The sequence below is a fragment of the Coleofasciculus sp. D1-CHI-01 genome (assembly GCF_040218875.1).
In the GTDB taxonomy this organism is placed as follows: domain Bacteria; phylum Cyanobacteriota; class Cyanobacteriia; order Cyanobacteriales; family Coleofasciculaceae; genus Coleofasciculus.
In genome coordinates, this window is the sequence record NZ_JAVJQP010000141.1 from 20,695 (window position 1) to 44,750 (window position 24,056).

Below are 24,056 nucleotides of genomic sequence, written 5' to 3' on the forward strand. Positions count from 1 at the left end.
GGGGATGACGGGTGGAGGATTTGTAATTTAGTTTTGAGGCTGCAAAAGTGGGCGTTTTTGTGGTAAGTGTAGATAACATAGTAAACGTATTACTTTTGGTAAGGTATTGCTTTTGGTAAGTGAGTATCTTGCCTTTAGTAAGTGAGTGTCTTGCCTTTGGTGGGACATTGTGGCGATCGCTCTTGCGTTTGTGAGACAGAGAGAGCGATCGCTTTTACCTAAAGACTCTCTGATTAAACGATAAAATCTTATCCCTTGTCAAGAGTGTATGGGCTTAGTCAGGTTGCGAATTCGAGAGTTTGCACAAGAAAAAGGATGGACGATCAAAGAAGTCTCTGATCGCTCTGGGTTAGTTTACAGCACAGTTAGACATTATGCCCGCTCACCAGGGCTGGCTATGATAGACTATACGGCTATTCATAAGTTGGCTCGCACATTTGATGTAATGGTTGAGGATTTGGTTGAGATTGTAGAGGAGTAAAATCAAGCAAAACGTAATTATTTCTGAATATCACTGAATAGCTTACTGAAATCTTGCACTGAACCTTTAATCGTTCGCTACACCTTTATGTTTTCGGGTTTCAGTTGTGTTTTAGGTAGTGAGCAAGATAGGTAGTGAGCAAGATAGGTAGTGAGCAAGATAGGTAGTGAGCAAGATAGGTAGTGAGCAAGATGCTCACACTACAAAAAATTGGCACTTCTTGTGTCAGGCAAGATAAAGAATAAATCATCGGGTTATCGCCATTTGTCCCAATTGCAGCCGTTCTGAATAATTGAGGATTTTTTCCCCACGTTGCCCTGTTCCCTGTGGGGATTAACTGATGTCCTAACGTATCCTCGTAGTGCTATAACAACAAAGGTTCTGGAGTTCGGCTCAGGGAAGATTAATTTTGGTCGTCTGCTGACTTTCTCAGATCGGGTGCAGATTTTGGGGTTTGGTTCAATTGCTGTAAGAGGCTCTCCAGTTCTTGTTGGTATTGACCGTATTTTTGCCAATTGCCTTGACGCATGGCTTCCTGTGCTTTTTGATAGGTTTCCAAGGCGGATTGGGCGAGTTTGGAAACCCCTTCTTTTGGTGGAGCAGATGATGGAGCGGCAGTAGGTTGTTGCACGTCTGCTTGGGTTCCGCCAAAGATAGTCGCTAAAGCTTCCTCTAAGGTTTCTTCCATAACCACTTCTTTCGCATAAGCAACAATTACCCGCTTCAATTCTGGAAGTTCGCCCTGTTCCGCCCGCAGATAAACGGGTTCAACGTACAGTAATGATTGGTCAATGGGAATCACTAATAAATCGCCACGAATCACTCGCGATCCTTCCTGACTCCATAGGGTTAATTGTTGGGAAATTTGCGGATTTTGGTCAATGCGAGCTTCAATTTGAGAAGGACCATAGACAAGTTCTTGTTTAGGGAATTCATACAAGAGCAATTTGCCGTAATTTTTCCCATCAGAACGCGCTGCCATCCAGGCAATCATGTTATCTTTATTGACGGGAGTAAAAGGAAGAATTAGAATAAATTCTTCCCTCGATGCTTCGGGTAAACGCATGTTCACATAATAAGGCTGCATGATCTGCTCATTCCCTTCATAAATTTCTGTCGGAAAACGCCACAAATCCTCTCGGTTATAAAAGACTTGAGGATTATTCATGTGGTAAGACAGATACATCTGCGCCTGAATGGTGAACAGATCCAGGGGATAGCGGAAATGCGCTTTTACATCAGCGGGAATCGCGTCGTTGGTGGTAAATAAAGTGGGGAATATTTTACGATAGGTTTGCAGTATCGGGTCATCTTCATCAACAACCAAAAACTGCATCGTACCATTAAACGCATCCACGACAACTTTAACCGAGTTACGAATATAATTGATATCCCCTAGGGACATTTGGGCGATATCCCCATCTTGGAATATGGCGTTGGCATTATGACTTTTGGAAACGGGTTCAGAATAAGGATAGCGATCGCTGATCGTATAGGCATCAATAATCCACTGTAATCTACCATCAATTAGGGTAATGTAGGGGTCTTTATCAAACCGCAAAAAAGGTGCAACTTGGTTCACCCGTTCCCCAATCTGGCGATGGTAATGAATGCGGGAGGTGTTGATAAAGTAATTAGAAATTAAAATTTTCAGATCACCCAAATCATAAGCATAAGCTAATCGTTGCCAGAGGGAAGGAATGGGTACGCCACCTTTCCCGGCGTAGGTGGTGAAGGCATTTTCATCACCACGGGGATAGTCAAATTCTTGGGTATTTGTACCTGTAAATATATAGGTGTCGGTTTTTTCGCCGTAGTAAATGGCGGATTCATTAACCTGAAGATCGACTTGGGAGATAGGAGGAATATCTTTGATAAACAGTTCGGGTAAGCCATCCTCGGTGACTATATTAACCGGACTCATCACCAAACCATAGCCATGGGTATATTTTAGCCGTTCGTTGACCCAAGTCTGAGCGCGATCGGGTACTTGGGAATACACTAATTCCCGTGGTGAAAGCATCACCTGTCTATAATTATCGTCAATGGTATAGCGATCAACATCGACATCATTGAATCGATAGTAAAGCCGAATTTCTTGGAGTTGGCGATAGGTACTTAATAACGGTCGATAGTCCCACAAACGAATGTTACGAATCGTGGATTGGTTTTCTTGCAACGCTTGACGACTTAATTGTTCTTCCGCTGGATAGTCCTGGGTTGGTACTTCGTCTAAATCATAAGCTTTGCGCGTATAAGCGATATTATGTTCAATGTAGGGCTTTTCTTTTTCTAATTCATTGGGTTCAACAATAAATCGTTGTTGAAACCAGGGAAAAAGACCACTGAAGACGAGAAAAGCAATCAGATAAATCCCGATGCCGTAGGTGGGTAAAGTAACATTGTTTTGCCAAATTGCCAGGATAAACGATAAGCCCAGCAGAAGGGATACAATGCTCATAATCCAGAATGCCAGACGCTGAGCATGAGCATCAGTGTACCCTGCACCATAGACGACACCATCGGCATTGTAAAGTAATTCGTAGCGTTCTAACCAAAAGCCGATCGCGATAACTACAGCAATTCCCGCTAACAGTAAACTGAGATGGGTTTTTACGTCTTTAGTGAGAAAATGTTGCCAGTAGCGATCTAACCTTATTTTGCCTTTTAACACATAAACAGCAACAGCTAGAACAAACCCCCAGCCCAAGAGAGTCAATACCCAGTCTTTTAATCCCTCATAGAATGGAAACTGAAACAGGTAAAATCCAATATCCTGTTGATAAATGGGGTCAGTCAGATTAAAATCTGTAGCATTCAGATACTTTAATATCGTCTCCCAAGCCGATGCACTGGTTGTGGCGGCGGCTAGACTGATCAGGAAGATCACCACTAAGACAGCGGAATTGGCGATCGTATCGGTATAGGGGGCTAAATCACTACCGTCTAAGAAACGAAAGGCGCGATCGCGAGTTAGACGCTGCGCCATTGAGTAGTTAAACCATAAGAATAGTCCGTAAATAATAAACGTTCCCACCCAAGCCATAATTTTCCAGGTGATCCGCGTCCAGAATACATCTGAAAAGTTAACCGAATTAAACCACCAGGCTTCTGTGAGAATGTGAACCAAGGTATGCGAAAAGGGTAAGCCGAGGATTACGACTAATAGAAAGCCTATGATAATTTTATTGGCTGATTTCATGATTTTTTAATTAACTCACCGGAATCCTTAAGCCCTGATCCCACCCTAACATGAATAGCCCATTCCTTAACCTGAGTTTGTAGTAAGCGTTTTAGCGCTGATCTCAAGTGCCAACTACGAACTCTAACCCTAGCGCCAATCTTCTTCCGCATGAGGTTATCAACTCACTATTAAGATATCAGGACTTCCCAATTATAGTGAACAGACATAGTTTGTTCCTCTAACAAACGGTATAAAATTTTTATTCAAGTGATTCAGTTGTCACATTCTTACACTGTATCAGTTCCCAGGAGGAAACCAAGTCACCAATCAAGTATCAATAAAAATTGTCAATTGCTATGGCAGATTGATATTTATTATCAATAAGTTAAAAAGTTTAAGTTTAATTAAAATCAGCTAATAGTCATTTGCCTACCTGCCATAATAGAGAAAAGACATTAGTAATAGTTCACTACAGTGATTACTAAATTGATCTTATTCTCATATCTTGATGTGGTCTATACTCTTGCTGTTAATAAATAGGGAATTCCTATCTCTACAGAGGAATGACAAACTTAGGGAGGAACTGATGTATATCAAATTGAATCATCTCAAGTCGGTATTAAACTATCAACACAGGCAAAATATTGTAGGGATTCCAAAAATTATTCGCCGCACGATTTACCTGTTGGGTTTATCTGCTATTCTCATCAATCCCGTTGCAGCTAGCGAAGTTCAATTTTCCCAAATTCGTGCTACCACAACTGACAGTTACATTGCCCAAAACACTACAGAGTATTTTGTCCAGCAAGGAGTACAAAAATTAGAAACAGGTGACTTTAGAGGAGCAATTAAGGACTTCAATCAGGCGATCGACATTAACCCCAACTATGCCCCAGCTTACAACCACCGGGGGGTTGCTTTTCTGAAACAGGGAGAGATCCAGAAGGCTTTTGCTGACTTCGAGCATGCCATCGAAATTGACCCTAACTTAGCTTTAGCCTACAACAATCGGGGATTGCTTCATTTGAAACGCGGTAACCTTCAAGGTGCAATTGCTGACTTTAATCAAGCTATCCAACTTGACCCTAACTCCGCTATAGCTTACAACAATCGGGGATTGGTTCGCTTAAGACAGGGAAACTTTCAAGGAGCAATAGCTGACTTTAATCAAGCGCTCAATATCGACCCTAATTATGCTCAAGCTTATGACAACCTAGGACTTGTTCACTGGCAACAAGGAGACATTCAAGGGGCAATAGCTGACTTTAACCAAGCGCTCAATATTAAACCTAATTATAGTTCAGCATACAATCATCTAGGAGCTGTTAATTTTCAACAGGGAAATATTCAGGATGCGATTGCTGAGTTCAACCAAGCCATTGAAATTGATTCCAACAATGATCAATCCTACTATAACCGGGCAGTTGCCTACCTGCTACAAGGTAATATTCAAAAGTCGATTGCTGATTTCACACAAGCAATTGAACTTAATCCCAATTATACTGAAGCTTACAATAATCGGGGACTTTTGTATCGAGAACAGGAAAAGCTAGAGGAAGCTTTAGCTGACTTCAGTAAGGCAATTGAGATTGAACCTAACTTAGCTATCGCCTACAGCAACCGAGGTACTATTTACCTGAAACTCATAGAAATACAGAATGCTATCCGCGACTTTACTCAAGCCATTAAACTGAACCCCAATTATGCTATGGCTTACAACAACCGGGGATTTGCATATCTGCAAAGGGGAGAAATGCAGAAAGCTTTTGCCGATTTGAACCAGGCAATTGAGATTAATCCCTATCTAGCTCTCGCCTACGCAAACCGGGGACATGCTCACCGAAAAACAGGAGATATTGAGAGTGCCATTGCTGATTACACTCAGGTAATTGAGATTATTCCCAATAATGCTGCCGCTTACTACCAACGGGGAACTGCACTTGTTCAAATAGGCGATGAAGAAGCTGCGATCGCGGATTTCCAGAAAGCCGCCGATTTGTTTAGACAACAGGGTCAAATGACATTTTACCAAAATGCCCTTGACCAAATCCAGGAACTTCAGCAGTAATCCACTCTACATCATACATAAATTCCCCGTTTAATATGTCGAGTTCAGGAGACATCTATGAAATTCATTCACCGTACAATTCCTCTATTGGGTTTAACGGCTATCCTGATCACCCCAATAACTGCTCGTGCTGTTCAAAATTGCCCAATAGATGCGGTTACGCTCAAAGATTATATTGCCCAAACCACTCCTGAGGATTTTATCCAACAAGGAATACAGCAATTGAAATTGACCCTAACTTCGCTCCAGCTTATCACAACCGCGCAGTTGCCCGTGTGAAACAGGGCAACATGGAGGCGGCAATTCGCGACTTTAATCGGGCAATTGAGGTTGATCCGAACGATGCTCAAGCTTACTATACCCGAGGAGCTGTCTATTTTAAACAAGGAGATACCCAAGCAGCACTCGCTGACTTTAATCAGGCAATTACGATTGACCCTAATAATGCTCAACCTTACTATAATCGAGGAGTTGTCCGTGTAGTACAGGGGAAAATTCAGGAGGGGATTGCCGATTTCACTCAGTCGATTCAACGTGATCCTAACTATGCTGCTGCCTACTACAATCGGGGAACTGCCTTTGTTCAATTAGGTAATGAAGAAGAAGCGATCGCGGATTTCCAAAAGGCAGCAGATTTATCCAAACAACAGGGCGACATGACGCTTTACCAAAATGCCCTTGACCAAATTCAACAGATTCAGCCGTAAAGAGGTACATGAGGTAAGGGTACGGCAATGCCGTACCCCTACGAGTGATAATTGATTCATACATAATGGAGATTAATCTCGCTTGTTAATACACCCTCCCTCAAGGAGTATATTTGTTAGCAAGCGTTAGCAAAAACGTATCGGAACACAATATGAACACGATCGAATCTATCGTTCTCAGAGAACTCCGCCAACTGCCCCCAAGTCAACACAATGAAGTTTTAGATTTTGTGCAATTTCTCCGCAGAAAATCTCCCAATATTCCGAAAAAAAGTGTTAGAGGACTCTGTGCAGATCTGCCCTTTGACTTAACCGATGCTTTTGGGTGCAATCATCGTCTGTAGTCTACTAACTTGAAAACTGCCGTAAATTGGGTATGAGTAGCGAGCAAGATGCAAAGCCTGCGGCATGGCTTCGCTAAACGCATTACCAGGATTTCGTCATGGTTGACATTCAGGTTTGAATACCGAACAGCTTATATCCTCACCCAACGAGGCAGCAAACATCCTTTGCTGATTTAACCATAAATTTTCTGGTAGTAATCTTTATACTCCTTCGACAGCAACGGCTCCCACCAATCCCGATGGGTCAAATACCATTCAACGGTGCTACGTAATCCTCCTTCAATGGTTTCTTGAGGCGTCCAACCCAGTTGGTCCTTAATTTTGCGAGCATCAATCCCGTATCGGCGATCGTGTCCGGGTCGATCTTTTACAGAAGTAATTAACTTTTTACTGGGAGAAACAGGTAAATCCGAGGCTAACTCATCCATAAGCTGGCAAACCATCTGAACCAAATCCAGGTTTTTGATTTGGTTGTTACCGCCAATGTTATAGGTTTCGCCGGGAGTTCCTTGATGAATGACTAAATCAATAGCTTGACAGTGATCATTGACATAAAGCCAGTCCCGCACATGCTGTCCATCCCCATAAACGGGTAAGGGTTGACCCAGCATGATGTTAATACACATCAGGGGAATCAGCTTTTCGGGAAACTGATAGGGACCGTAGTTATTGGAGCAATTGGTAATTAATGTGGGGACACCGTAAGTATGATGATAGGCACGAATGATGTGATCACTACCCGCTTTAGAAGCGGCGTAGGGACTGTTTGGCTGATACGGTGTCGTTTCACTAAATAGGGGGTCATTAGGACCTAAGCTGCCGTATACTTCATCCGTAGAGACATGGAGGAAGCGATCGCTCGCTTGACATCCCCGCTTTTTCCAATGCTGGCGGAAGGCTTCGACTAGAGTTGATGTACCCAGAACATTCGTTCTCACAAACGCTTCAGGACCCAAAATTGAGCGATCCACATGGGATTCTGCTGCAAAGTGGGCAACGGTATCAATCGTCTCACTACAGAGTAAGGCATCAACAAGAGTGCGATCGCAAATATCTCCCGCTACAAACCGCAAATTCTCTCGTCCCTCGACTGGCTCTAGATTCCGACGATTGCCGGCGTAACTGAGCAAGTCGAGAACAACGACTCGATCCTCTGGGTAGCGATCGCACCAGTGATGGACGAAGTTGGAGCCAATAAACCCCGCTCCACCTGTTATGAGTATGCGGCGAGGTTCTCGTGAAGGCATAATGTCTTGGGTTCCTTTTTGCTGTAATCTTGGGGGGATAATTCTAACCGTCGATCATCTTAGCATCTGGTTGGGGATCAAGGATGAGACCGGTCAAAAATTGATAATGAAAGCCCGTCTGAGGCTAGAGTGGGGGTACAACCACGTCAGGTGGATTGGAGGCTTCAGGGGTTTCCTCTGCTGGATTCGCTGATTCTTCAGGTTGGTCTTTTTCAGGTTCGGACTCTGATGTTGTGTCTGATGGCGAGGGTTGTCCAGAGTTTTCTGGATCGCGATCCGAGGTTTCCGGATTGGAAGAGGAAGAACTTGGAGAATTCGAGTCCTCAGCCGCCTCCGGATTCTCAGGTTGGGGTGTTGGCGAATTAGAACCCTCAGGAGTCTGCTCCGAGGCTTCGGGAGGTGTTGGCTTCGGACACACCTTGTCTTGACCGGAAAACTGCACAGATACTTGGTACTCTTGTGGTTTATCTGTTCGATTTAGAATAGGCTGATTGTTAATTTTGCCCTCTGCCTTTCGATCAAGAATGGGGTCACCTGCACTTTGAATTAACTGTAAATTCGTCGCTTTGTCATCAGTACCTACGACGACACTATAAATGGCTGTTCCGTTAAGCTGCTTCTGGCAAGCTGCTTTGGGATACTCAGTACTATATGTTCTTTGGAGTACAGGCGGAGGTTCTACTTTATCGGCTTGAGCGCCCGTGCTATCTGCGGCTTGATCCGGCTTCGGCTGATCAGCGATGGGCTGATCGGATTCTGATGCGGATTCTTCCGGATTTGGGGTTGGCTCATCTTCATTGGCGGAGGGAGCGGTATCTGGATCGAAAGCAAGCTTTTTATCTTTGGGATCTTCCGGTGGTTTAGAGTGGGGAATCGTCAACGAGTCTGAGTCGCGATCAGACAACACCCTTAATAGACGATCATCAATACTCGGCGTCGGCTCTTTTTCTATGGATCTCGACTCAGGATTCCTTGTTCCTGGGGGAGGCGGTGGCGGAAGTTGGCTGGGAGGAAAAACTGGGATTCCTAGATTTCTCCTCATGGATGGAAATGGACTACTCGGTTGATTCAGGGAGATTCGGGTTTGGGTTCGTTTCCGAGTCGAAGACGATGACGGAATTTTTAACGATTGTGAAGGAGGAGCCACCGAGATGGTGCCATCGAGAGGCAAAGACTCTTGGGGAGGGGGAGAGGGGAGAGGTGGGAGTGGTGGGAATGGCGATTGTAATGGTGTTTGCTGATAAATATAGGGGGGAATCGTTGGCACCGATAAATCGGGTAGGCGACTCAAATCGGCTTCGCTTAATTCCAACATTTGTACAGTTCGCCGCGTCGGTGGCGCTTCATTGGAAAAAACGGGGACATAAGAGGGTAAGGTTAGCCCCAAGATGACATGAATACCCACCGATGCCATCACCGCGATTCCAGTTGGCTGATTAAGTTTCTCGGAAACCGTTCTAAATAAGAGATTCGACATAGCCGTTATCATGCTCTCCGTTGCGGGGTTGTCGGGAATTCTATTGGTTTTAATAAAAATAATCTAGAGTCTAATGGAACTCAGGGACTGGGTAACGTTGACAATCATGATCGAAAAGTAGGGTAATTTTAGGGTCGGGCGATCGCGTAAATCGTGATAAATCACTTGATCCGGTAGGGTAGCACGTTCGACTACCCAGGCGGTGTCCAATAATTGGCGGCGATGCAACACTTGCCATACCTGTTCATACACTGAACTCACTTTCATCAGGACTATGACATCCGCCCAGTCTAAAATTGTTTCCAGTTCCTTTACATTATAGAGAGCTGGCAGTACCACCAAGCGATCGCGCTGTACCGTTAGCGGTAATCCTAACACTGAGGCGGCTGCCATGGGTGAACAAACGCCAGGAATCATTTGTACTAGGGCGCTGGATTGCTGCTGTTGTAAGGTTTGCGCCAAATAGGTAAACGTGCTGTAAAAACTGATATCCCCTTCACAAACAAACGCCACATCTTGCCCGACGTTTAGATAATGCCACACCTGTTCGGCGGCTTTCTTCCACGCTTGGGTAAGAATGTCTTGGTCTTGGACGTAAGGAAATGTTAAAGGCAGTTGAACCTGTTGAGCGTCTAACCATTGCCCGACAATCTGCTGTGCCATACCCAGTTTTCCCCTTACTCCCGCCGGAAACGCCACCACGGGTGCTTGTTTGAGGATACGCAGGGCTTTAAGCGTAATTAATTCGCGATCGCCTGGACCCACACTCAGACCGTAAAGCGTGCCAATTTGCCCCATCACTATTTGTTACGTTTAATTAATAATTAAAAACTATAAGATCCAAAATGCCACTACCGACTGTCATTTTACCGGGTTTTTTCGCCGGGGCAACTGAATATCGAGGATTAGAAACCGCGTTAAATCAGTTAGGGTTTCCCACCGTTACTGTACCGCTACGACAAGGCGATTGGATTCCCACGATAGGCGGTCGCTCAGTTGTACCAATTTTACGCCAACTCGACCAAACCGTGAAACAGGTGATGGCAGATTACAACGCCAATCAGGTTAATCTAATTGGTCATTCCGCCGGAGGCTGGATTGCCCGAATCTACCTGGGCGAAAAACCCTACGATATTCAGGGCGATGTGACTCCCTCAGTTTCAGGATTATGGAATGCTCATCCAACCATTGCCACATTGGTAACATTAGGGACACCTCATACTAGCCAAGAGCGCTGGACAAAACGCAATCTAGATTTCGTGGCAATCAACTATCCGGGGGCGTTTTATCCCCAGGTTAAATATATCTGTGTCGCGGGTAAAGCCATCTATGGTCAACGACGCTTGGGTCAATGGTTAGCGTATAACAGTTATCAGCAAACCTGTGGAGTCGGCAATTGTTGGGGAGATGGGATTACTCCCATTGAAGCAGCTCATTTAGAGGGGGCGGTGAATCTCACCTTAGACGGGGTGCTGCATTCACCTCGCAGACAGGGACTTTGGTATGGTTCGCCAGAACCAATGAAATCGTGGGTTCCCTATTTAAGGTAAAAATCGTAGGGGCGCAAGGCTTGCGCCCTTTATTCAGTTAGCGATTCCTCTGAATCATTAGACAGTATTCAACTACCCCAACTTACTCCGCTTCACCTAACGGTTCCGCTTCGCGCTCAGTTGGGGATTGCATCTATCGTCCACCTCAACTGCGAGTACCTGGAGAGGCGCTCGCCTTTGGCTTCGTCCGACGACGCATCAGGGACGGCTGAAAGACGCCCCGTACTCTCCCACTCTTGGCGAGAGAGCAACACTCTAAGTGCAACATTCCTAGCACCAACTAGATCGGCATGGAGAGTATATCCACACTGCTTACACACAAAAGTTAGACCCCACTAAGGAAGCGTCTAAACCCGCCCCTACACACTCGCACGCCATGCCCGAAAAGCTTGGCGAAGGGTCAAAACTGTTTCATCCTTCAACCTTCGCCTCTTTTTCACCTTTAGGTTTATTGGCAATTTCTTTCACCGCTTTCTCTTCCACAGGCTCAGAAATCGGAATCTCCTCAACCTCTGGCAACTTTTCTACCGCCAGCCGAGAGGACGAACTGCCACCGGATAAGCGTTTCAAGAGTTTAGGTCTAGGATCATGCAGCAGATAAATAATTTGATCGTCAGCATGCCAAGTTTCATTCGCGCTAGCCACTTGTAAATTCCCTTGGCGTTCGATTAATAAGGGAACCAGTTCCCCCGCCCGAATCAACGCTTGTAAATGCGCTCGCTGAAAGGCTAATCCCGACTCTTTTAACGTGGTTGTACCTAACTTCACTTGCCCCTCGACAATATACTTATTCCACGTCTTAATCGGTAGTTGGGGAACAAAGGCTTGATTGACTTTGGTTTTATTGGTTTTATTATTGGTCGCATTGGCTTGGGGATCACGGGGAAATACGGCAACCACTCGTGGCGGCGCAAACTCTTCCACGGCGCGTTGGGCTAAGACTAGGTTCACTTCCCCATTATTGGTCATTGCCAGAAATGTACCCATCGATTCAATCCCAGCTTCTTCTAAAACCTCAACATCTAAACCACTACTTTGGAACACCCGCAGATTTTCGTCTTCGGCTTTTTGGCAGGCTTCGGGATCAGTGTCGATGAGGACAACCTCTTCTTCCTGTTCTTGAAACAAACGCGCAATCAGACGACTCAAAGGATTACAGCCCACAATCACCGCACCTGTTGCCTTTTCCTGGGGATTCAGTTGTAGCCATTTGGCAACCCAACGCGCGGTTAAGCCTTGTAAAAAGACAGTCAGAATAATCGTCAGGAAGACGAGGGCTTTAATCGAATCTCCCCCATTAATCCCGCGTTCGGTTAAGAGAATCGCAAACAAGGATGCCACAGAAGCGCTGACAATCCCTTTGGGCGCAATCCAGGATAAAAAGATTTTCTGTCGCCAATTTAAGCCGCTATTCCAGGTACATAAGCTGACACTCACGGGGCGCACCAGTGTCATTAATGCCAAAACCGTGAAGACACTGCCCCAACCTAAAGCGAAAACACTGTCAATGGACAAATCGGCGGAGAGGAGAACGAAGAGTACGGAAACCCCCAGCACGGTTAATTGTCCTTTAAAGCGTCGCAACAGCCGTTCTTCCGGTAGAGAAGAGGCACCGACGACGATTCCGGCGACGACGGTTGCCATTAATCCGGATTCGGAGCGAATAGTTTGTGCCAAGCCAAATAAGCCTAACATCCCGGCTAACACGACCAGGTTTTTCAGGTCTTCTGAGAGAAAATCGGCTCGTTTGAGAAATAAACCCAGCAGCCAGCCACCGATACCGCCAATCACACCCCCAATACTGAGGCGTAACCCTAGACCGACAATGGCAGCAGAGGCGCCCGCCTCGCTGTTGAGAATGGTATCGAGTACAACAACGGATAGAATTGCCCCCACGGGGTCAATTAACACCCCTTCTCCTTCTAAAATGGCGGCAACTCGTCGGTCTACTTTTACTTGTTTAAGCAGTGGACCGATAACCGTCGGACCCGTCACCACCACGAGAGCCGCATAGAGAAAGGCAATCGACCAGGGAAATTCTCCTAACCAATGGGCAGCCATCCCACCGCCTAGCAGGGTAATCAGCGTTCCCAGGGTGACGAGGTTTCTCAGAGAACCGGATACTTTGCCTAAGTCGCGCAGGTTGAGGTTAAGTCCTCCCTCAAACAGAATCACGGCTACGGATAAGGCAACAATGACTTCTAAACCCACTCCCAGTTCTTGGGGGTGTAGTAAACCCAAACCATCGGAGCCGAGGGAAACACCGAAGATGAGCAGAAAGACGATGCTGGGGACTTTTAGGTACTCGGCAATCACCTGAGCGCTGATTCCAGCACAGACAGCGATGACCATTTGTAGGGTTAATTCAAAAGATCCTTCCATAGGTATGCTTGTCGCAGGTGATCGACTGAGGTCTAGATGCCTGATGATTGGCTCTATTTAACAAAATGAGCAAGTTGAGTTGATAAAGCCTAACTATATTACTGTGAATAAGCGGCAGGAGTGATTCGGTTAACCCGTCGGGTGTGACGCTAACATTGATCCTAACGCGGCTACGTCTATCTATCTATAGCACTACGCACTCTAGTTATTCCTAAAGTTACGCTGATCGGGGTAGTCAGAGTTTTTTATTTTTAACTGAAAAGTCATAATTGAAAAGTCACCGTTTGATTAGGTCGCGCCACGGGTTGAGTCACGGTGAAGGCAATGGCAACCTGTTGGATGGCAGCAAGGTGAACGACTGGCGACCAGCAGCACTCTAACTTGTTCGTTTAAAGATGAATCGTCAAACATTTATTTCGGGACGCTCAGAGAGTCGAATTCGCAAAACTCAACGTTGGATTGAGCGGATGTGGATGTTCGGCTTACTCTTAGCCGCTTTGCTCTTATTTTGCCTAAATCTGGATAGCCCACCTCTCTTAAATGGGGGTGAACAAACGATCAATCAGGTCGCTGGTGAATTAACTACCACGCCTTTGGCATCTTGGCAATGGTTTTATCCAACGTTTGGGGACAAATCTTATGTTGAAGATCCACCCTTACTGTATTGGCTAATTGCTTTAGCTTATAAGACAGGGAATGATAGCACCTTGATCACACGCTTACCAACTGCCCTTCTGAGCGCTCTGTCTGTTCCCCTTTTCTATGGAATCGGTCGAGAAATTTTCCCATCTCGTCAAAATGCGCTTTTTTCGAGCTTCATTTATTTAACTGTATTACCTGTGGTGCAGTATGGACGTCTCGCGATCGCGGATAGTGCAGTGTTATGCTTTGTCATGCTGATGATGATATGTCTATTGCGATCGCGTCGTGATTTGCGTTGGTCATTGACAGCCGGTATTGGATTCGGTTTAATTTGTCTGACTCAGGGAATTGGATTCGGATTGCTTTTGCTGGCAATCGGTTTGATTTTTATTGCCTGGGATACGCCAAGACTGCTCAGATCTGGCTATTGGTGGTTGGGCTGGATATTAGGTATCATCCCCGGATTGGTTTGGTATACTCTACCCTGGCTTGAGGGTCAAGCATTTCTCACTGCCAATCTGATCCAAGAATCATTACAACCCTTTGGGCATTCTGTCAAGATTCCCAGGACTCTTACTGGCTATTACGATTACGTATTGGAGTTCTTAAAAATCTCGGTTCCCTGGTTACTCTTTGCGTCTTATGGATTAGGGTTGGCGTGGACTCATCGTAATTGGGGTTGGGCAAAATTCGTATTGGTTTGGACGGCTGTTTATGGAGGAGCCGTTTGTCTAATCGGGTCTCCTTTATCGGCGTATAGTTTACCCATCTACCCCGCTTTAGCCCTAGCGGGTGGCGCTCAACTTGCCGCCGTGTGGAATTCGCCCCGCTCTCAGTCCTATCCTCGTCTCTGGGTTTTGGGATTGAGTCTCATGTCTTTAGGGGCAATCGCCGCTACTGTTTATTTCCTACTAGAAGCCTCTGGAAACCTTTTACCTGTCGTTTCTAGCTCCCTCGCCTTAACCTTCGCGATCGCGGCTATCCTCGTGGCTCGACGCGACCTACAATTTATTTTCATTTTGTTTTGGGGAATGTATGTGTCTCTGTTATTGTTGATTACCTCTCCCCATTGGATTGTGTCTTAGCCATTTCAATGAATAGCACGATGTATCCCCCGCTAAATCTTCTGGATTCTAACGGGGGTATTTTTTGCCAACTCCAATAAAAATCCTATCGCCCAACCTGATGGTTGGGACGCGGACTTATCCGTTGTTGCTACTGTGACTCAAGACAACTGAAATGCTGGTAAACAGTCAGCCTCTTTAGGCTTTTCGCTTTTCCTTAGCCATCGCCTGAGTCTTACTCATCAATTTCCTCTTCTGCGCCAAGTTGCTTGAGATGAATGTGCTTACGACCTAAGGTGATTTCAAATTCATCCCCAGGTTGTAAACCCATCTGTTTCGTATAAGCAGAACCAATAAGCAGATTACCGTTAGATTGCACAGAGATGCGATAGCTCGCACTCCTACCCCCGCGTCCATTGCCATTGGCTTTGCTATCTAATTCAATACCCTCAGCGTCAATCAGCGCATTCAGGAATTTCATCATATTAACGCGCTCTACATCGTTTTTAGTTACGGTGTAGTAGCCACAGGCTCTAGCTTTTTCTTCTTTGCTGAGGTTACCTAGCTCTCTAACTTTCTCAAGCAGTGCTTGACCCTCTAAGGGTTCCATCTTGGACTCCATTTTTTTCTTTTTAGCCATCAACTTGAATCTAAACCTAAACAGTGAGGTCTCAGGTAGCGATTTCGCTATACTGATACATAACCAAGATAACAAAATCTTGGTTATGTATCATCCTCTATAGAACTATATTACACGGATACTGTCAACTTAGTTGCTTATATTTGTTGAATTTATCTGTTTAACAAATCAACCGCCGACTGGAGAACGTGTCAGCAATGGATACGGAGTGATAAGGTGAGGCGTTTCCAGTTGATCGAGTCAGCAACAAAAACCAATGATGTGCAAAACTCAGGATTGATGGGAGGCGTTATCAGGCTTCAGGAAAAACCCACCTGGTTATAGTTGACAGTACAACCGTCCGGGGACGTCAATAAAAAAAACCGCACCAACTCTTAACTCTGTACAACCCAACCTGAAACTGGCTGAATTAGACTCCAGCTTCAAACCAACTCCAAGCTAGGAGAGATGACAATCCCTATGAAGTTGACAACTCGCGGACATTATAGTGTCAAAGCGCTACTTGATCTCAGCCTACAGCCCGGTTATGGACCAACATCCGTTAAAATGATTGCCCAGCGCCAAGATCTACCCGCACCCTATTTAGAGAAACTACTGATTGAAATGCGTCGTGCTAATTTAGTGAATTCAGTACGGGGTTCTCAAGGTGGCTATCAATTAGCTCGCGAACCTTCAAAAATTTCTCTGGGTCAGATTTTAGCAGCCGTTGGTGAAACAATCGAACCGTTACACCACCACCAGGCAGATGCCACTCAAGCCGAAGACTGGGTAACTTTAACCTTGTGGCATCGACTTCATGAAAAACTCAAAGATGCCCTATATAGCATAACCCTTGCCGATCTTTACTATGATGCTCGAAGTTGGCAAGCGGCTCAAGGAGAACAAACCAATTTTGTGATTTAATAGAGGCTTTGATCTCGAATGACCATAATGAATCAACTGATTACCTATCAAGGGGGCTGTCACTGTGGTTCTGTCCGTTTCCGTGTGACAGTTGACCAGCACGAGGCAATCGATTGCAATTGTTCAATTTGTCACAAAAAAGGCTTCATCCACCTAATTGTACCCCCGGAACGGTTTACTCTATTGAGTGGGGCTGACGTTTTAACAACTTATACGTTTAATACCCATACCGCTAAACATACATTCTGCCGTATTTGTGGGATTCACCCCTTTTATCGTCCCCGTTCTCATCCCCAGTCGATTGATGTTAACCTACGTTGTCTTGATGGTGATGTACTGTCTCGATTTGCCAGAGTGTCGTTTGATGGTGCGAATTGGGAAGAGAATATAGATACGCTCAAAGGCAACAAGATTGACTAGAAGTGCCATTGTTTTATTACTTGCCGCCAGTCTAGATTACTGGATAGGTGATCCTTGGGGTTGGCTTCACCCCGTCCAAGTCATGGGTTGGCTGATTTCTCACTTTAGCCAATGGATAATTCACAATCTTTATCGTCCCTGGGAACGCCGCCTCGCCGGAATTGGATTGGGGTTAGGATTAATTATCGGTAGTGGAATGGCAGGCTGGTTCATCGTGTTGGCAGCAAACTGGTTTCATCCTTGGGTAGGGATTGGGGTTGAAAGTATTCTGCTGGCAAGCTGTTTTGCCGGTCGCAGTTTGCGAAACGCGGCTGATGATGTGGTACAACCGCTAACTGATGGAGAGTTAGAGCAAGCGCGTTCTCGTTTGCGTCAATATGTGGGTCGAGATACAGAAAAATTGACAGCACCTGAAATGTTTCGGGCGGTTCTAGAGACTATCGCCGAAAATGCCACGGATGGTGTTACAGCGCCCTTATTCTATGCTATTATCGGCGCATTTTTTCCGATAGTGGGTAGCGTTCCCTTGGCTTTAGCCTATAAAGCGGCTAGCACTCTAGATTCAATGATTGGTTATCGACGCGAACCTTATACAGATTTAGGGTGGTTCAGTGCTAAACTTGAGGATTACTTAACCTGGCTACCTTGTCGGTTCACGGTAATAACCTTAGCGCTTTTGTCAGGAAAACCTCAAAAAGTATGGAGTTTATGCTACCGAGATGCAACCAGCGATCCTAGTCCCAATTCCGGTTGGAGTGAATGCGCTTATGCTGCTATTCTGGGCGTACAACTTGGGGGAACCAACTGGTATCAGGGAGTTGCCAAATATAAACCCCTTTTAGGTGATCCGGTTGAGCCAATTACACCGACTAAAATTGACCAAGGGTTACAGTTGACCCGATACTGCTGTTTGATGTGGCTGGTTATCGCGATCGCAATACTTGAGTTTTCTCATTTATTCCCATCCTTATATATATGGCATCAAAACCCGATTCTCCACTAGCGCAGCGAAGGGTCATACCTCAAAACCTCAAACTTAAACAAAGGGCGGGTTTTGCTACCCAACTCGGAAAGACAAAACCTCAAACTTAAACAAAGGGCGGGTTTTGCTACCCAACTCGGAAAGACAAAACCTCAAACTTAAACAAAGGGCGGGTTTTGCTACCCAACTCGGAAAGACAAAACCCCAAACTTAAACAAAGGGCGGGTTTTGCAACCAAATTAGGAAAGACAATTTACATTAGTCCCTAAACCCGCCCCTACTCCAAACTATATGCCGTGAACTCTAGACAATATCCCTAATTCTCTCCCCTAGTCCTATCCCATCCGCCATCAAACCAGCAACGAGAATGCCAACTCAAACTATTGAAATTCTCTCCCCTGAAGAACTGCGCCGCACTGTCACTCGTTTGGCATCTGAGGTGATTGAACGCGCCGGAGATGTGTCTAAACTTGTGCTTTTAGGCATTTATACTCGCGGAGTTCCCCTCGCCAAGCTGCTAGGACGGCAAATTGAAATGTTAGAACAGGAATCAGTAGCGGTAGGCGCGATCGATATTACCTTCTACCGCGATGATTTAGATCAGATTGGCGTTCGTACCCCAGCGAAAACCGAGATTTCCTGTGATCTTTCTGGCAAAATTGTGGTATTGGTCGATGATGTTATCTTTAGTGGGCGCACGATTCGCGCCGCCCTCAATGCGGTGAATGAATACGGTAGACCCGAAGTGATTCAGTTGTTAGTTCTGGTCGATCGCGGACATCGTGAGTTACCGATATGTCCCGACTTTACCGGGAGACAGCTACCCACCTCTAGAGACGAACAAGTGAAAGTTTACCTGCAAGATTTTGATGGACGAGATGCTGTGGAGTTAATCAAAGTCTTCTAGTGTATCGTTGGCTGAAACCTGCTGCAAACTCTCCTACTCTCCTACCCTGTTCTCATTTTCCAGCACGATGACAGAAACCCAAACGCGCAAAGCCGATCACATCAGAATTTGCCTCAATGAAGATGTGCAGTTTAATCAAATCACCAATGGATTAGAACGCTATCGGTTTACCCACTGTTGTTTACCGGAAATCAACCGCGATGAGATTGATATCTCCACCCGGTTTCTCGGTAAAACCTTAGGCGCACCCTTGCTAATATCCTCCATGACGGGGGGAACCCAACAGGCGCAAACGATTAATTTTCGTCTGGCTGAAGTCGCCCAAACGTATCAATTAGCCATGGGTGTGGGTTCCCAGCGAGTCGCGGTGGAGAATCCGCAAGTGGCGGATACCTTTGCCGTGCGATCGCTAGCACCGGATATCCTGTTATTGGCGAATCTGGGTGCGGTTCAACTTAATTACAGTTACGGCTTGGATGAATGCTTGCGCGTGGTGGAACTGTTAGCCGCCGATGCCTTAATTTTGCACCTCAATCCTTTACAGGAATGTATTCAAACGAACGGAGATACCAATTTTCGCGGCTTACTTGACAAAATACACAAATTGTGCTGCAAGTTGCCTGTACCTGTGATTGCCAAAGAAGTCGGCAATGGCATCTCAGCCCCCATGACACAGAAACTACTTGACGCAGGCGTGAGCGCCATTGATGTCGCGGGTGCAGGGGGAACGTCTTGGGCAAAAGTTGAAAGTGAACGGGCATTAAATCTCAAGCAACGTCGCTTAGGACAAACCTTTGCCGACTGGGGATTACCCACAGCCGATTGTATCACCAGTATTCGAGACATTGCCCCTGATGTTCCCCTAATCGCTTCCGGTGGATTACGCAATGGGTTAGAAGTTGCCAAAGCGATCGCGCTGGGTGCGGATTTAGCTGGATTAGCCTTTCCCTTTCTCCAAGCCGCATCTGAGTCTACAGAGGCAGTGGATGAACTCGTGGAGTTATTAATCGCGGAAATAACCACGGTACTCTTCTGTACAGGAAATGCCAATCTGTCTCAACTCAGGCAATCTGACGCCTTACAAAAGCTAAAATGAATGTTTGTAGTAGGCACTTTAGTGTCATCAGCGCTAAAGCGCTTACTACAAACTTTAAATTCAGTTGACAATCAAGTTAGGATGAATGGTAATGACTGATATGCTGGTGGGTTTCGACTTCGCTCAACCCACCCTACGGTATATCAAGGGTTTCGGCTTAATTAACTCAATCCATGAACTAGGAAACTTGACTCTCAGTTAAACTCTTATCATAAATCCATTGGAAACGCTTCAGAAAACAACTAAACATAAAGAACAGATAAAGAATAACGGATAACCCCAAAAATGCGTAAATTCATTACACAAACTCTTGCCAGTATGTTGGGTAGCCTACTTGGTTTTACCTTATTTTTCGGTATTGGCACTGTTGGACTGGTTAGTTTAATTATCACCGCCGCATCCAGAGAAACTGGACCCCAAGTCAAAGATAAATCAGTACTGGTTTTTGACTTATCCTTAACGGTTCGGGATACTGATCCCACATCCAGCACCAGTCGAGCGATTGAAGAAGCAATATCTGGAGAAGAAACCGACACGATTACATTACGCAAGGTTGTCGATACCTTAAACGCGGCGGCTGAGGATTCCCGGATTGTGGCGCTTTACTTGGATGGATCACATACAAGCACCAGTAGTGGTACAGGATTTGCCACGCTTAAAGAAGTCCGAGAAGCCTTGGAACGGTTCAAAGAAAGCGGCAAAAAAATTATTGCTTATGATGTGGATTCAGGAGAAGGAGAATATTATCTGAGTTCAATCGCAGATACAATTATCCTGAATCCCATGGGAAGCGTGGAAATGAATGGCTTTAGTTCTCAACCCATGTTTTTCACGGGGGCTTTAGAAAAATTTGGCATTGGAATTCAGGTGATTCGGGTAGGCAAATATAAGTCAGCCGTAGAACCCTTTGTGCTGAAAGAATTGAGTCCAGAAAACCGACAGCAGATCCAAGCATTACTCGGAGATTTGTGGACAGAATTTCGGACAACGGTAGGGAAAAGTCGTCAAATAACGCCCCAAGAGTTACAAGCGATCGCGGATACTCAAGGTATCGTCTTAGCATCGGATGCGATCGGGCGTCGCTTAGTCGATAAAGTAGGCTATTACGATGAAGTCATCGCCCAACTTCAGGAACTCACCGGTGAAAGTGAAACAGAGAAATCCTTTCGCAATATTCGTATGTCTACTTATGCAGACATTGCCGATAAACCGAGACATCAACAGGCTTCTAAAAATAAAATTGCCGTCCTTTATGCCAGTGGTGAAATCGTCGATGGTGAAGGAAGTGTCCAAGAGGTGGGAGGGGAATCCTTTGCTGCACAAATGCGTAAATTGCGCCTTGATGATTCAGTCAAAGCTGTTGTCTTACGAGTGAATAGTCCGGGAGGTAGTGCTACGGCGTCCGAGATTATTCAACGGGAAGTTAAACTTACTCGCGACTCCAAACCTGTAATTATTTCCATGGGAGATGTAGCTGCATCGGGGGGATATTGGATTTCCACCTATGGGAACCGGATTTTCGCTGAACCCAATACAGTCACGGGTTCGATTGGTGTGTTTGGACTACTGATGAATGTCCAGCAAATTGCCAACGAGAATGGAATTACTTGGGATGTCGTCAAAACGGGACGTTTGGCTGATCTGCAAACCGTTTCTCGTCCCAAAACGCCGCAAGAGTTAGCCCTGATTCAAAAAATAGTTGACCAAGTTTACTATAAATTCTTGGATAAAGTTGCTGAGTCTCGCCAGCTACCCAAAGATAAACTTGCCCAAATTGCTCAGGGGCGAGTGTGGTCAGGTATTGATGCTAAACAGTTGGGATTAGTCGATGAAATTGGCGGACTCGATGATGCGATTGAGTATGCTGTTAAAGAGGCAAATTTAGACGACGATTGGAAATTAGAAGAATATCCTCGTTTCCAAACCTTGGAAGAACGCCTGATTGAAGAGTTTGTCGGGAATGATAGTAATACTACGCGACAGCCTGATCCATTAATGGCAGAGTTCATGAAATTGAAAGAGGATTTGGCAATGTTACAGGCGCTGAATGATCCAAAAGGGATTTATGCGCGTCTACCGTTTAATTGGCGGTTTGATTGAGGAAAGTAGGCGATTAAAATCGCTGCTACACAAACCAAGTTCGCCTGCGCGGACTGGATTATAAAAGGAGTCGTTAACCCAGATTTTGTATAAGTCAATGCGACTAATTTTAAGTTGGATGGCGCTGAAAATTTGCAGTTTGGAATCGCCGAAATCCTTGATATATCGTGGGGTGGGCATTGCCCACCAGACTTAAGTCAGTACCATTCATTTTAAGTTGGATAAATCATGAAAGAGTTTTGATTGTAGAGACGTAGTATGCTACATCTTAGTTTTACAGCAGTTTTCATGTTAGTAGACTACAGATCATAATTGAGCAGACAGGCAAGTAGCTATGATTTTGTATTCCATAAACCTGAAAAGTGCTGTAAGGTTGAATAAAAGGAGCTAACGATGCAACTCGAAGACTATTTTAATATTCTCGCCCCCAATGATATTCGGCTTAAGGGTTCGCGTATTGGAATTGAGACTATGGCTTTGACGAAGAACCTTGTGAAACGATGAGTTTTGTGGAAGCAGTAAAAGTCGCTGAGTCATTTTAATTTTTACAGCATTAGAAGCGCTTTGAGGGAGTCAATAAAACCATGAAAATAAAATACTTTTTAGCCACTCAACTCTTTATCGGACTCTTGCTATCAGGGTGTAATCCAGGGGGAGAACTTGCGAATCCAGAAAATCCAAGCTCATCTAGTTCTTCAACAGTATCTGATAAAAAACAGTTTGATGCCACTAATTTTCCCTTAGAGTCTTGTAGTGATTCTCTACCAGAAGACCCACAAGCATATCCCATTGAACTTTATACGGTTTTCATTAATGGGAATGAAGAACGCGATTTTAAACTAATTCAAGCAAAATATTGTCAACAGGTGTTAGGCTTTTTAAGCCCTGGCTTCGGTATGCAATTAGCTACATTTACCAGTAGAGAAAAGGCAGAACAATTTAAAGAAATTATCAGCCAAGATTTTGAAAACGTACAGATTTCAGAGCCAGAAATTATTAGAGAATTATCAGAAAATCCATCATCCAGAACAGATAATTTGGAAACACCAGAGAAGTTTGAAACTACTGAAGAAATTGCCAAAGCCGCTTTGTTAAGTGAAGCGCAAATGCAAGAATTATTAGCAATTGATAGAAGTGAAGTAAGCCTTCTAGTCAGTAGCAAGCCAGATACACTCAAAGTAGTAGTTCCAACCTATATTCCTCAAGGATTTGAGTTAACTCGGTTTGATGTTCGTCAACAAGGAGATTATGGAAACAGTTATGATATTTGGTATAAGAATCCAATGAATAATCAATGTTTTAGCTTTCAAGGATTCCATGTCCTCGTAGAAGGAGGTGGGGCAGGTTTATCAGCAGTTGTAAATGCTAATTCTCGGGCATTAGGCTTGACTCCTATTGCATATACAAGTTCAGTAAAAATGGGCGATAGAGTATCTAGTATAGGCTTTTATGGCGAACAACATAATAAAGATTTTGGTGATTTTATGTTTAACTCTCCTTCCTATGGTTATGACGAAGAGCCTTGTGAAGCGATGAGTTTTGTGGAAGCCGTAAAAGTTGCTGAGTCATTTGAATTTTTACAGCCTTTGAATCCTCGTCAAAAAACTGATACCCAGTTAACTAATAACCCATTTCAATCTATGTCATTCCCAAAAGAATCTTGTGGTGACAGCTTACCAGAAGATCCAGATGCTTACCCGGTTGAGTTTTACCCAGTTTTAATTGATTATAGTGAAAGCAATTTAGAATCGGTACAGTCTCAGTTTTGCCGAGATTCCCTGAAAATCTATCGGGAATCTTTAGATAAAGAGTATATTCAAGTTTCTTCTTTTATTGGACGTGAACGCGCCAATCAGTTCAAG

19 protein-coding genes and 3 pseudogenes are annotated in these 24,056 nt (G+C 44.9%); 15 read left to right on the plus strand and 7 right to left on the minus strand.

Annotated elements, in window-relative coordinates:
* Positions 1-268 precede the first annotated feature (268 nt).
* Positions 269-481: a helix-turn-helix domain-containing protein gene (locus tag RIB93_RS25000; protein WP_446376747.1), complete on the plus strand. Its 213-nt coding sequence runs from the start codon at positions 269-271 to the stop codon at positions 479-481.
* Between the two features lie 403 nt (positions 482-884).
* On the opposite strand, the gene RIB93_RS25005 is transcribed toward RIB93_RS25000, so the two are convergent.
* Positions 885-3,683: a UPF0182 family membrane protein gene (locus RIB93_RS25005; RefSeq protein WP_446376749.1), complete on the minus strand. Its 2,799-nt coding sequence runs from the start codon at positions 3,681-3,683 to the stop codon at positions 885-887.
* 568 nt (positions 3,684-4,251) lie between these two features.
* Between RIB93_RS25005 and RIB93_RS25010 the strand changes: the two genes are divergently transcribed.
* The 4 genes from RIB93_RS25010 (at position 4,252) to RIB93_RS25025 (ending at position 6,784) form a co-directional block, all read left to right on the plus strand.
* Complete coding sequence (locus RIB93_RS25010) at positions 4,252-5,733, plus strand: tetratricopeptide repeat protein (RefSeq protein ID WP_446376751.1); 1,482 nt, start codon at positions 4,252-4,254, stop codon at positions 5,731-5,733.
* 57 nt (positions 5,734-5,790) lie between these two features.
* Positions 5,791-6,012, plus strand: coding sequence for a hypothetical protein (locus RIB93_RS25015; RefSeq protein WP_446376753.1), 222 nt, complete (start codon positions 5,791-5,793; stop codon positions 6,010-6,012).
* Complete coding sequence (locus tag RIB93_RS25020) at positions 5,961-6,440, plus strand: tetratricopeptide repeat protein (protein ID WP_446376783.1); 480 nt, start codon at positions 5,961-5,963, stop codon at positions 6,438-6,440. Before RIB93_RS25015 ends, RIB93_RS25020 begins: the two co-directional genes overlap by 52 nt.
* A gap of 152 nt (positions 6,441-6,592) precedes the next feature.
* Complete coding sequence (locus RIB93_RS25025) at positions 6,593-6,784, plus strand: hypothetical protein (RefSeq protein ID WP_446376755.1); 192 nt, start codon at positions 6,593-6,595, stop codon at positions 6,782-6,784.
* A gap of 173 nt (positions 6,785-6,957) precedes the next feature.
* Here RIB93_RS25025 and rfbB read toward each other — a convergent pair whose 3' ends face one another.
* From rfbB to RIB93_RS25040, 3 genes are all read right to left on the minus strand, one after another.
* Entirely contained in the window at positions 6,958-8,031 is a 1,074-nt protein-coding gene (gene rfbB, locus RIB93_RS25030) for a dTDP-glucose 4,6-dehydratase (RefSeq protein ID WP_446376757.1), read from the minus strand.
* 124 nt (positions 8,032-8,155) lie between these two features.
* A complete protein-coding gene (locus tag RIB93_RS25035; protein ID WP_446376759.1) occupies positions 8,156-9,508 on the minus strand; it encodes an energy transducer TonB in 1,353 nt (450 codons plus the stop codon).
* A gap of 63 nt (positions 9,509-9,571) precedes the next feature.
* Positions 9,572-10,306: a precorrin-2 C(20)-methyltransferase gene (locus RIB93_RS25040; RefSeq protein WP_446376761.1), complete on the minus strand. Its 735-nt coding sequence runs from the start codon at positions 10,304-10,306 to the stop codon at positions 9,572-9,574.
* 47 nt (positions 10,307-10,353) lie between these two features.
* Here RIB93_RS25040 and RIB93_RS25045 point away from each other — a divergent pair, with 47 nt between their 5' ends.
* Complete coding sequence (locus RIB93_RS25045; protein WP_446376763.1) at positions 10,354-11,058, plus strand: esterase/lipase family protein; 705 nt, start codon at positions 10,354-10,356, stop codon at positions 11,056-11,058.
* Positions 11,059-11,174: 116 nt separating this feature from the next.
* Here RIB93_RS25045 and RIB93_RS25050 read toward each other — a convergent pair.
* Positions 11,175-11,390: pseudogene (locus tag RIB93_RS25050) on the minus strand (RNA-guided endonuclease InsQ/TnpB family protein); the annotation flags it as partial.
* A gap of 79 nt (positions 11,391-11,469) precedes the next feature.
* A complete protein-coding gene (locus RIB93_RS25055) occupies positions 11,470-13,440 on the minus strand; it encodes a cation:proton antiporter (protein ID WP_446376765.1) in 1,971 nt (656 codons plus the stop codon).
* Between the two features lie 395 nt (positions 13,441-13,835).
* On the opposite strand from RIB93_RS25055, the gene RIB93_RS25060 reads away from it, so the two are divergent.
* Positions 13,836-15,167 (plus strand): ArnT family glycosyltransferase, encoded by a 1,332-nt coding sequence (locus RIB93_RS25060; protein WP_446376767.1) that lies wholly within the window; start codon positions 13,836-13,838, stop codon positions 15,165-15,167.
* Positions 15,168-15,381: 214 nt separating this feature from the next.
* On the opposite strand, the gene RIB93_RS25065 is transcribed toward RIB93_RS25060, so the two are convergent.
* Positions 15,382-15,786 carry an AbrB family transcriptional regulator gene (locus RIB93_RS25065; RefSeq protein ID WP_006099102.1) on the minus strand — a complete coding sequence of 135 codons (405 nt, stop codon included), beginning with the start codon at positions 15,784-15,786 and terminating at the stop codon, positions 15,382-15,384.
* A gap of 459 nt (positions 15,787-16,245) precedes the next feature.
* Between RIB93_RS25065 and RIB93_RS25070 the strand changes: the two genes are divergently transcribed.
* The 8 genes and pseudogenes from RIB93_RS25070 to RIB93_RS25105 form a co-directional block, all read left to right on the plus strand.
* Positions 16,246-16,689, plus strand: a complete 444-nt coding sequence (locus tag RIB93_RS25070) for an Rrf2 family transcriptional regulator (protein ID WP_446376769.1) — start codon at positions 16,246-16,248, stop codon at positions 16,687-16,689.
* Between the two features lie 27 nt (positions 16,690-16,716).
* Positions 16,717-17,109 (plus strand): GFA family protein, encoded by a 393-nt coding sequence (locus RIB93_RS25075; RefSeq protein ID WP_446376771.1) that lies wholly within the window; start codon positions 16,717-16,719, stop codon positions 17,107-17,109.
* Positions 17,102-18,112: an adenosylcobinamide-phosphate synthase CbiB gene (gene cbiB, locus RIB93_RS25080; RefSeq protein WP_446376773.1), complete on the plus strand. Its 1,011-nt coding sequence runs from the start codon at positions 17,102-17,104 to the stop codon at positions 18,110-18,112. Before RIB93_RS25075 ends, cbiB begins: the two co-directional genes overlap by 8 nt.
* A gap of 346 nt (positions 18,113-18,458) precedes the next feature.
* Complete coding sequence (pyrR, locus tag RIB93_RS25085; RefSeq protein WP_446376775.1) at positions 18,459-18,998, plus strand: bifunctional pyr operon transcriptional regulator/uracil phosphoribosyltransferase PyrR; 540 nt, start codon at positions 18,459-18,461, stop codon at positions 18,996-18,998.
* 67 nt (positions 18,999-19,065) lie between these two features.
* Complete coding sequence (gene fni / locus RIB93_RS25090) at positions 19,066-20,094, plus strand: type 2 isopentenyl-diphosphate Delta-isomerase (RefSeq protein WP_446376777.1); 1,029 nt, start codon at positions 19,066-19,068, stop codon at positions 20,092-20,094.
* 285 nt (positions 20,095-20,379) lie between these two features.
* Complete coding sequence (gene sppA, locus RIB93_RS25095; RefSeq protein ID WP_446376779.1) at positions 20,380-22,194, plus strand: signal peptide peptidase SppA; 1,815 nt, start codon at positions 20,380-20,382, stop codon at positions 22,192-22,194.
* 393 nt (positions 22,195-22,587) lie between these two features.
* Positions 22,588-22,668 (plus strand): annotated as a pseudogene (locus RIB93_RS25100) (DUF433 domain-containing protein); the annotation flags it as partial.
* 110 nt (positions 22,669-22,778) lie between these two features.
* Positions 22,779-24,056: pseudogene (locus RIB93_RS25105) on the plus strand (hypothetical protein); the annotation flags it as partial.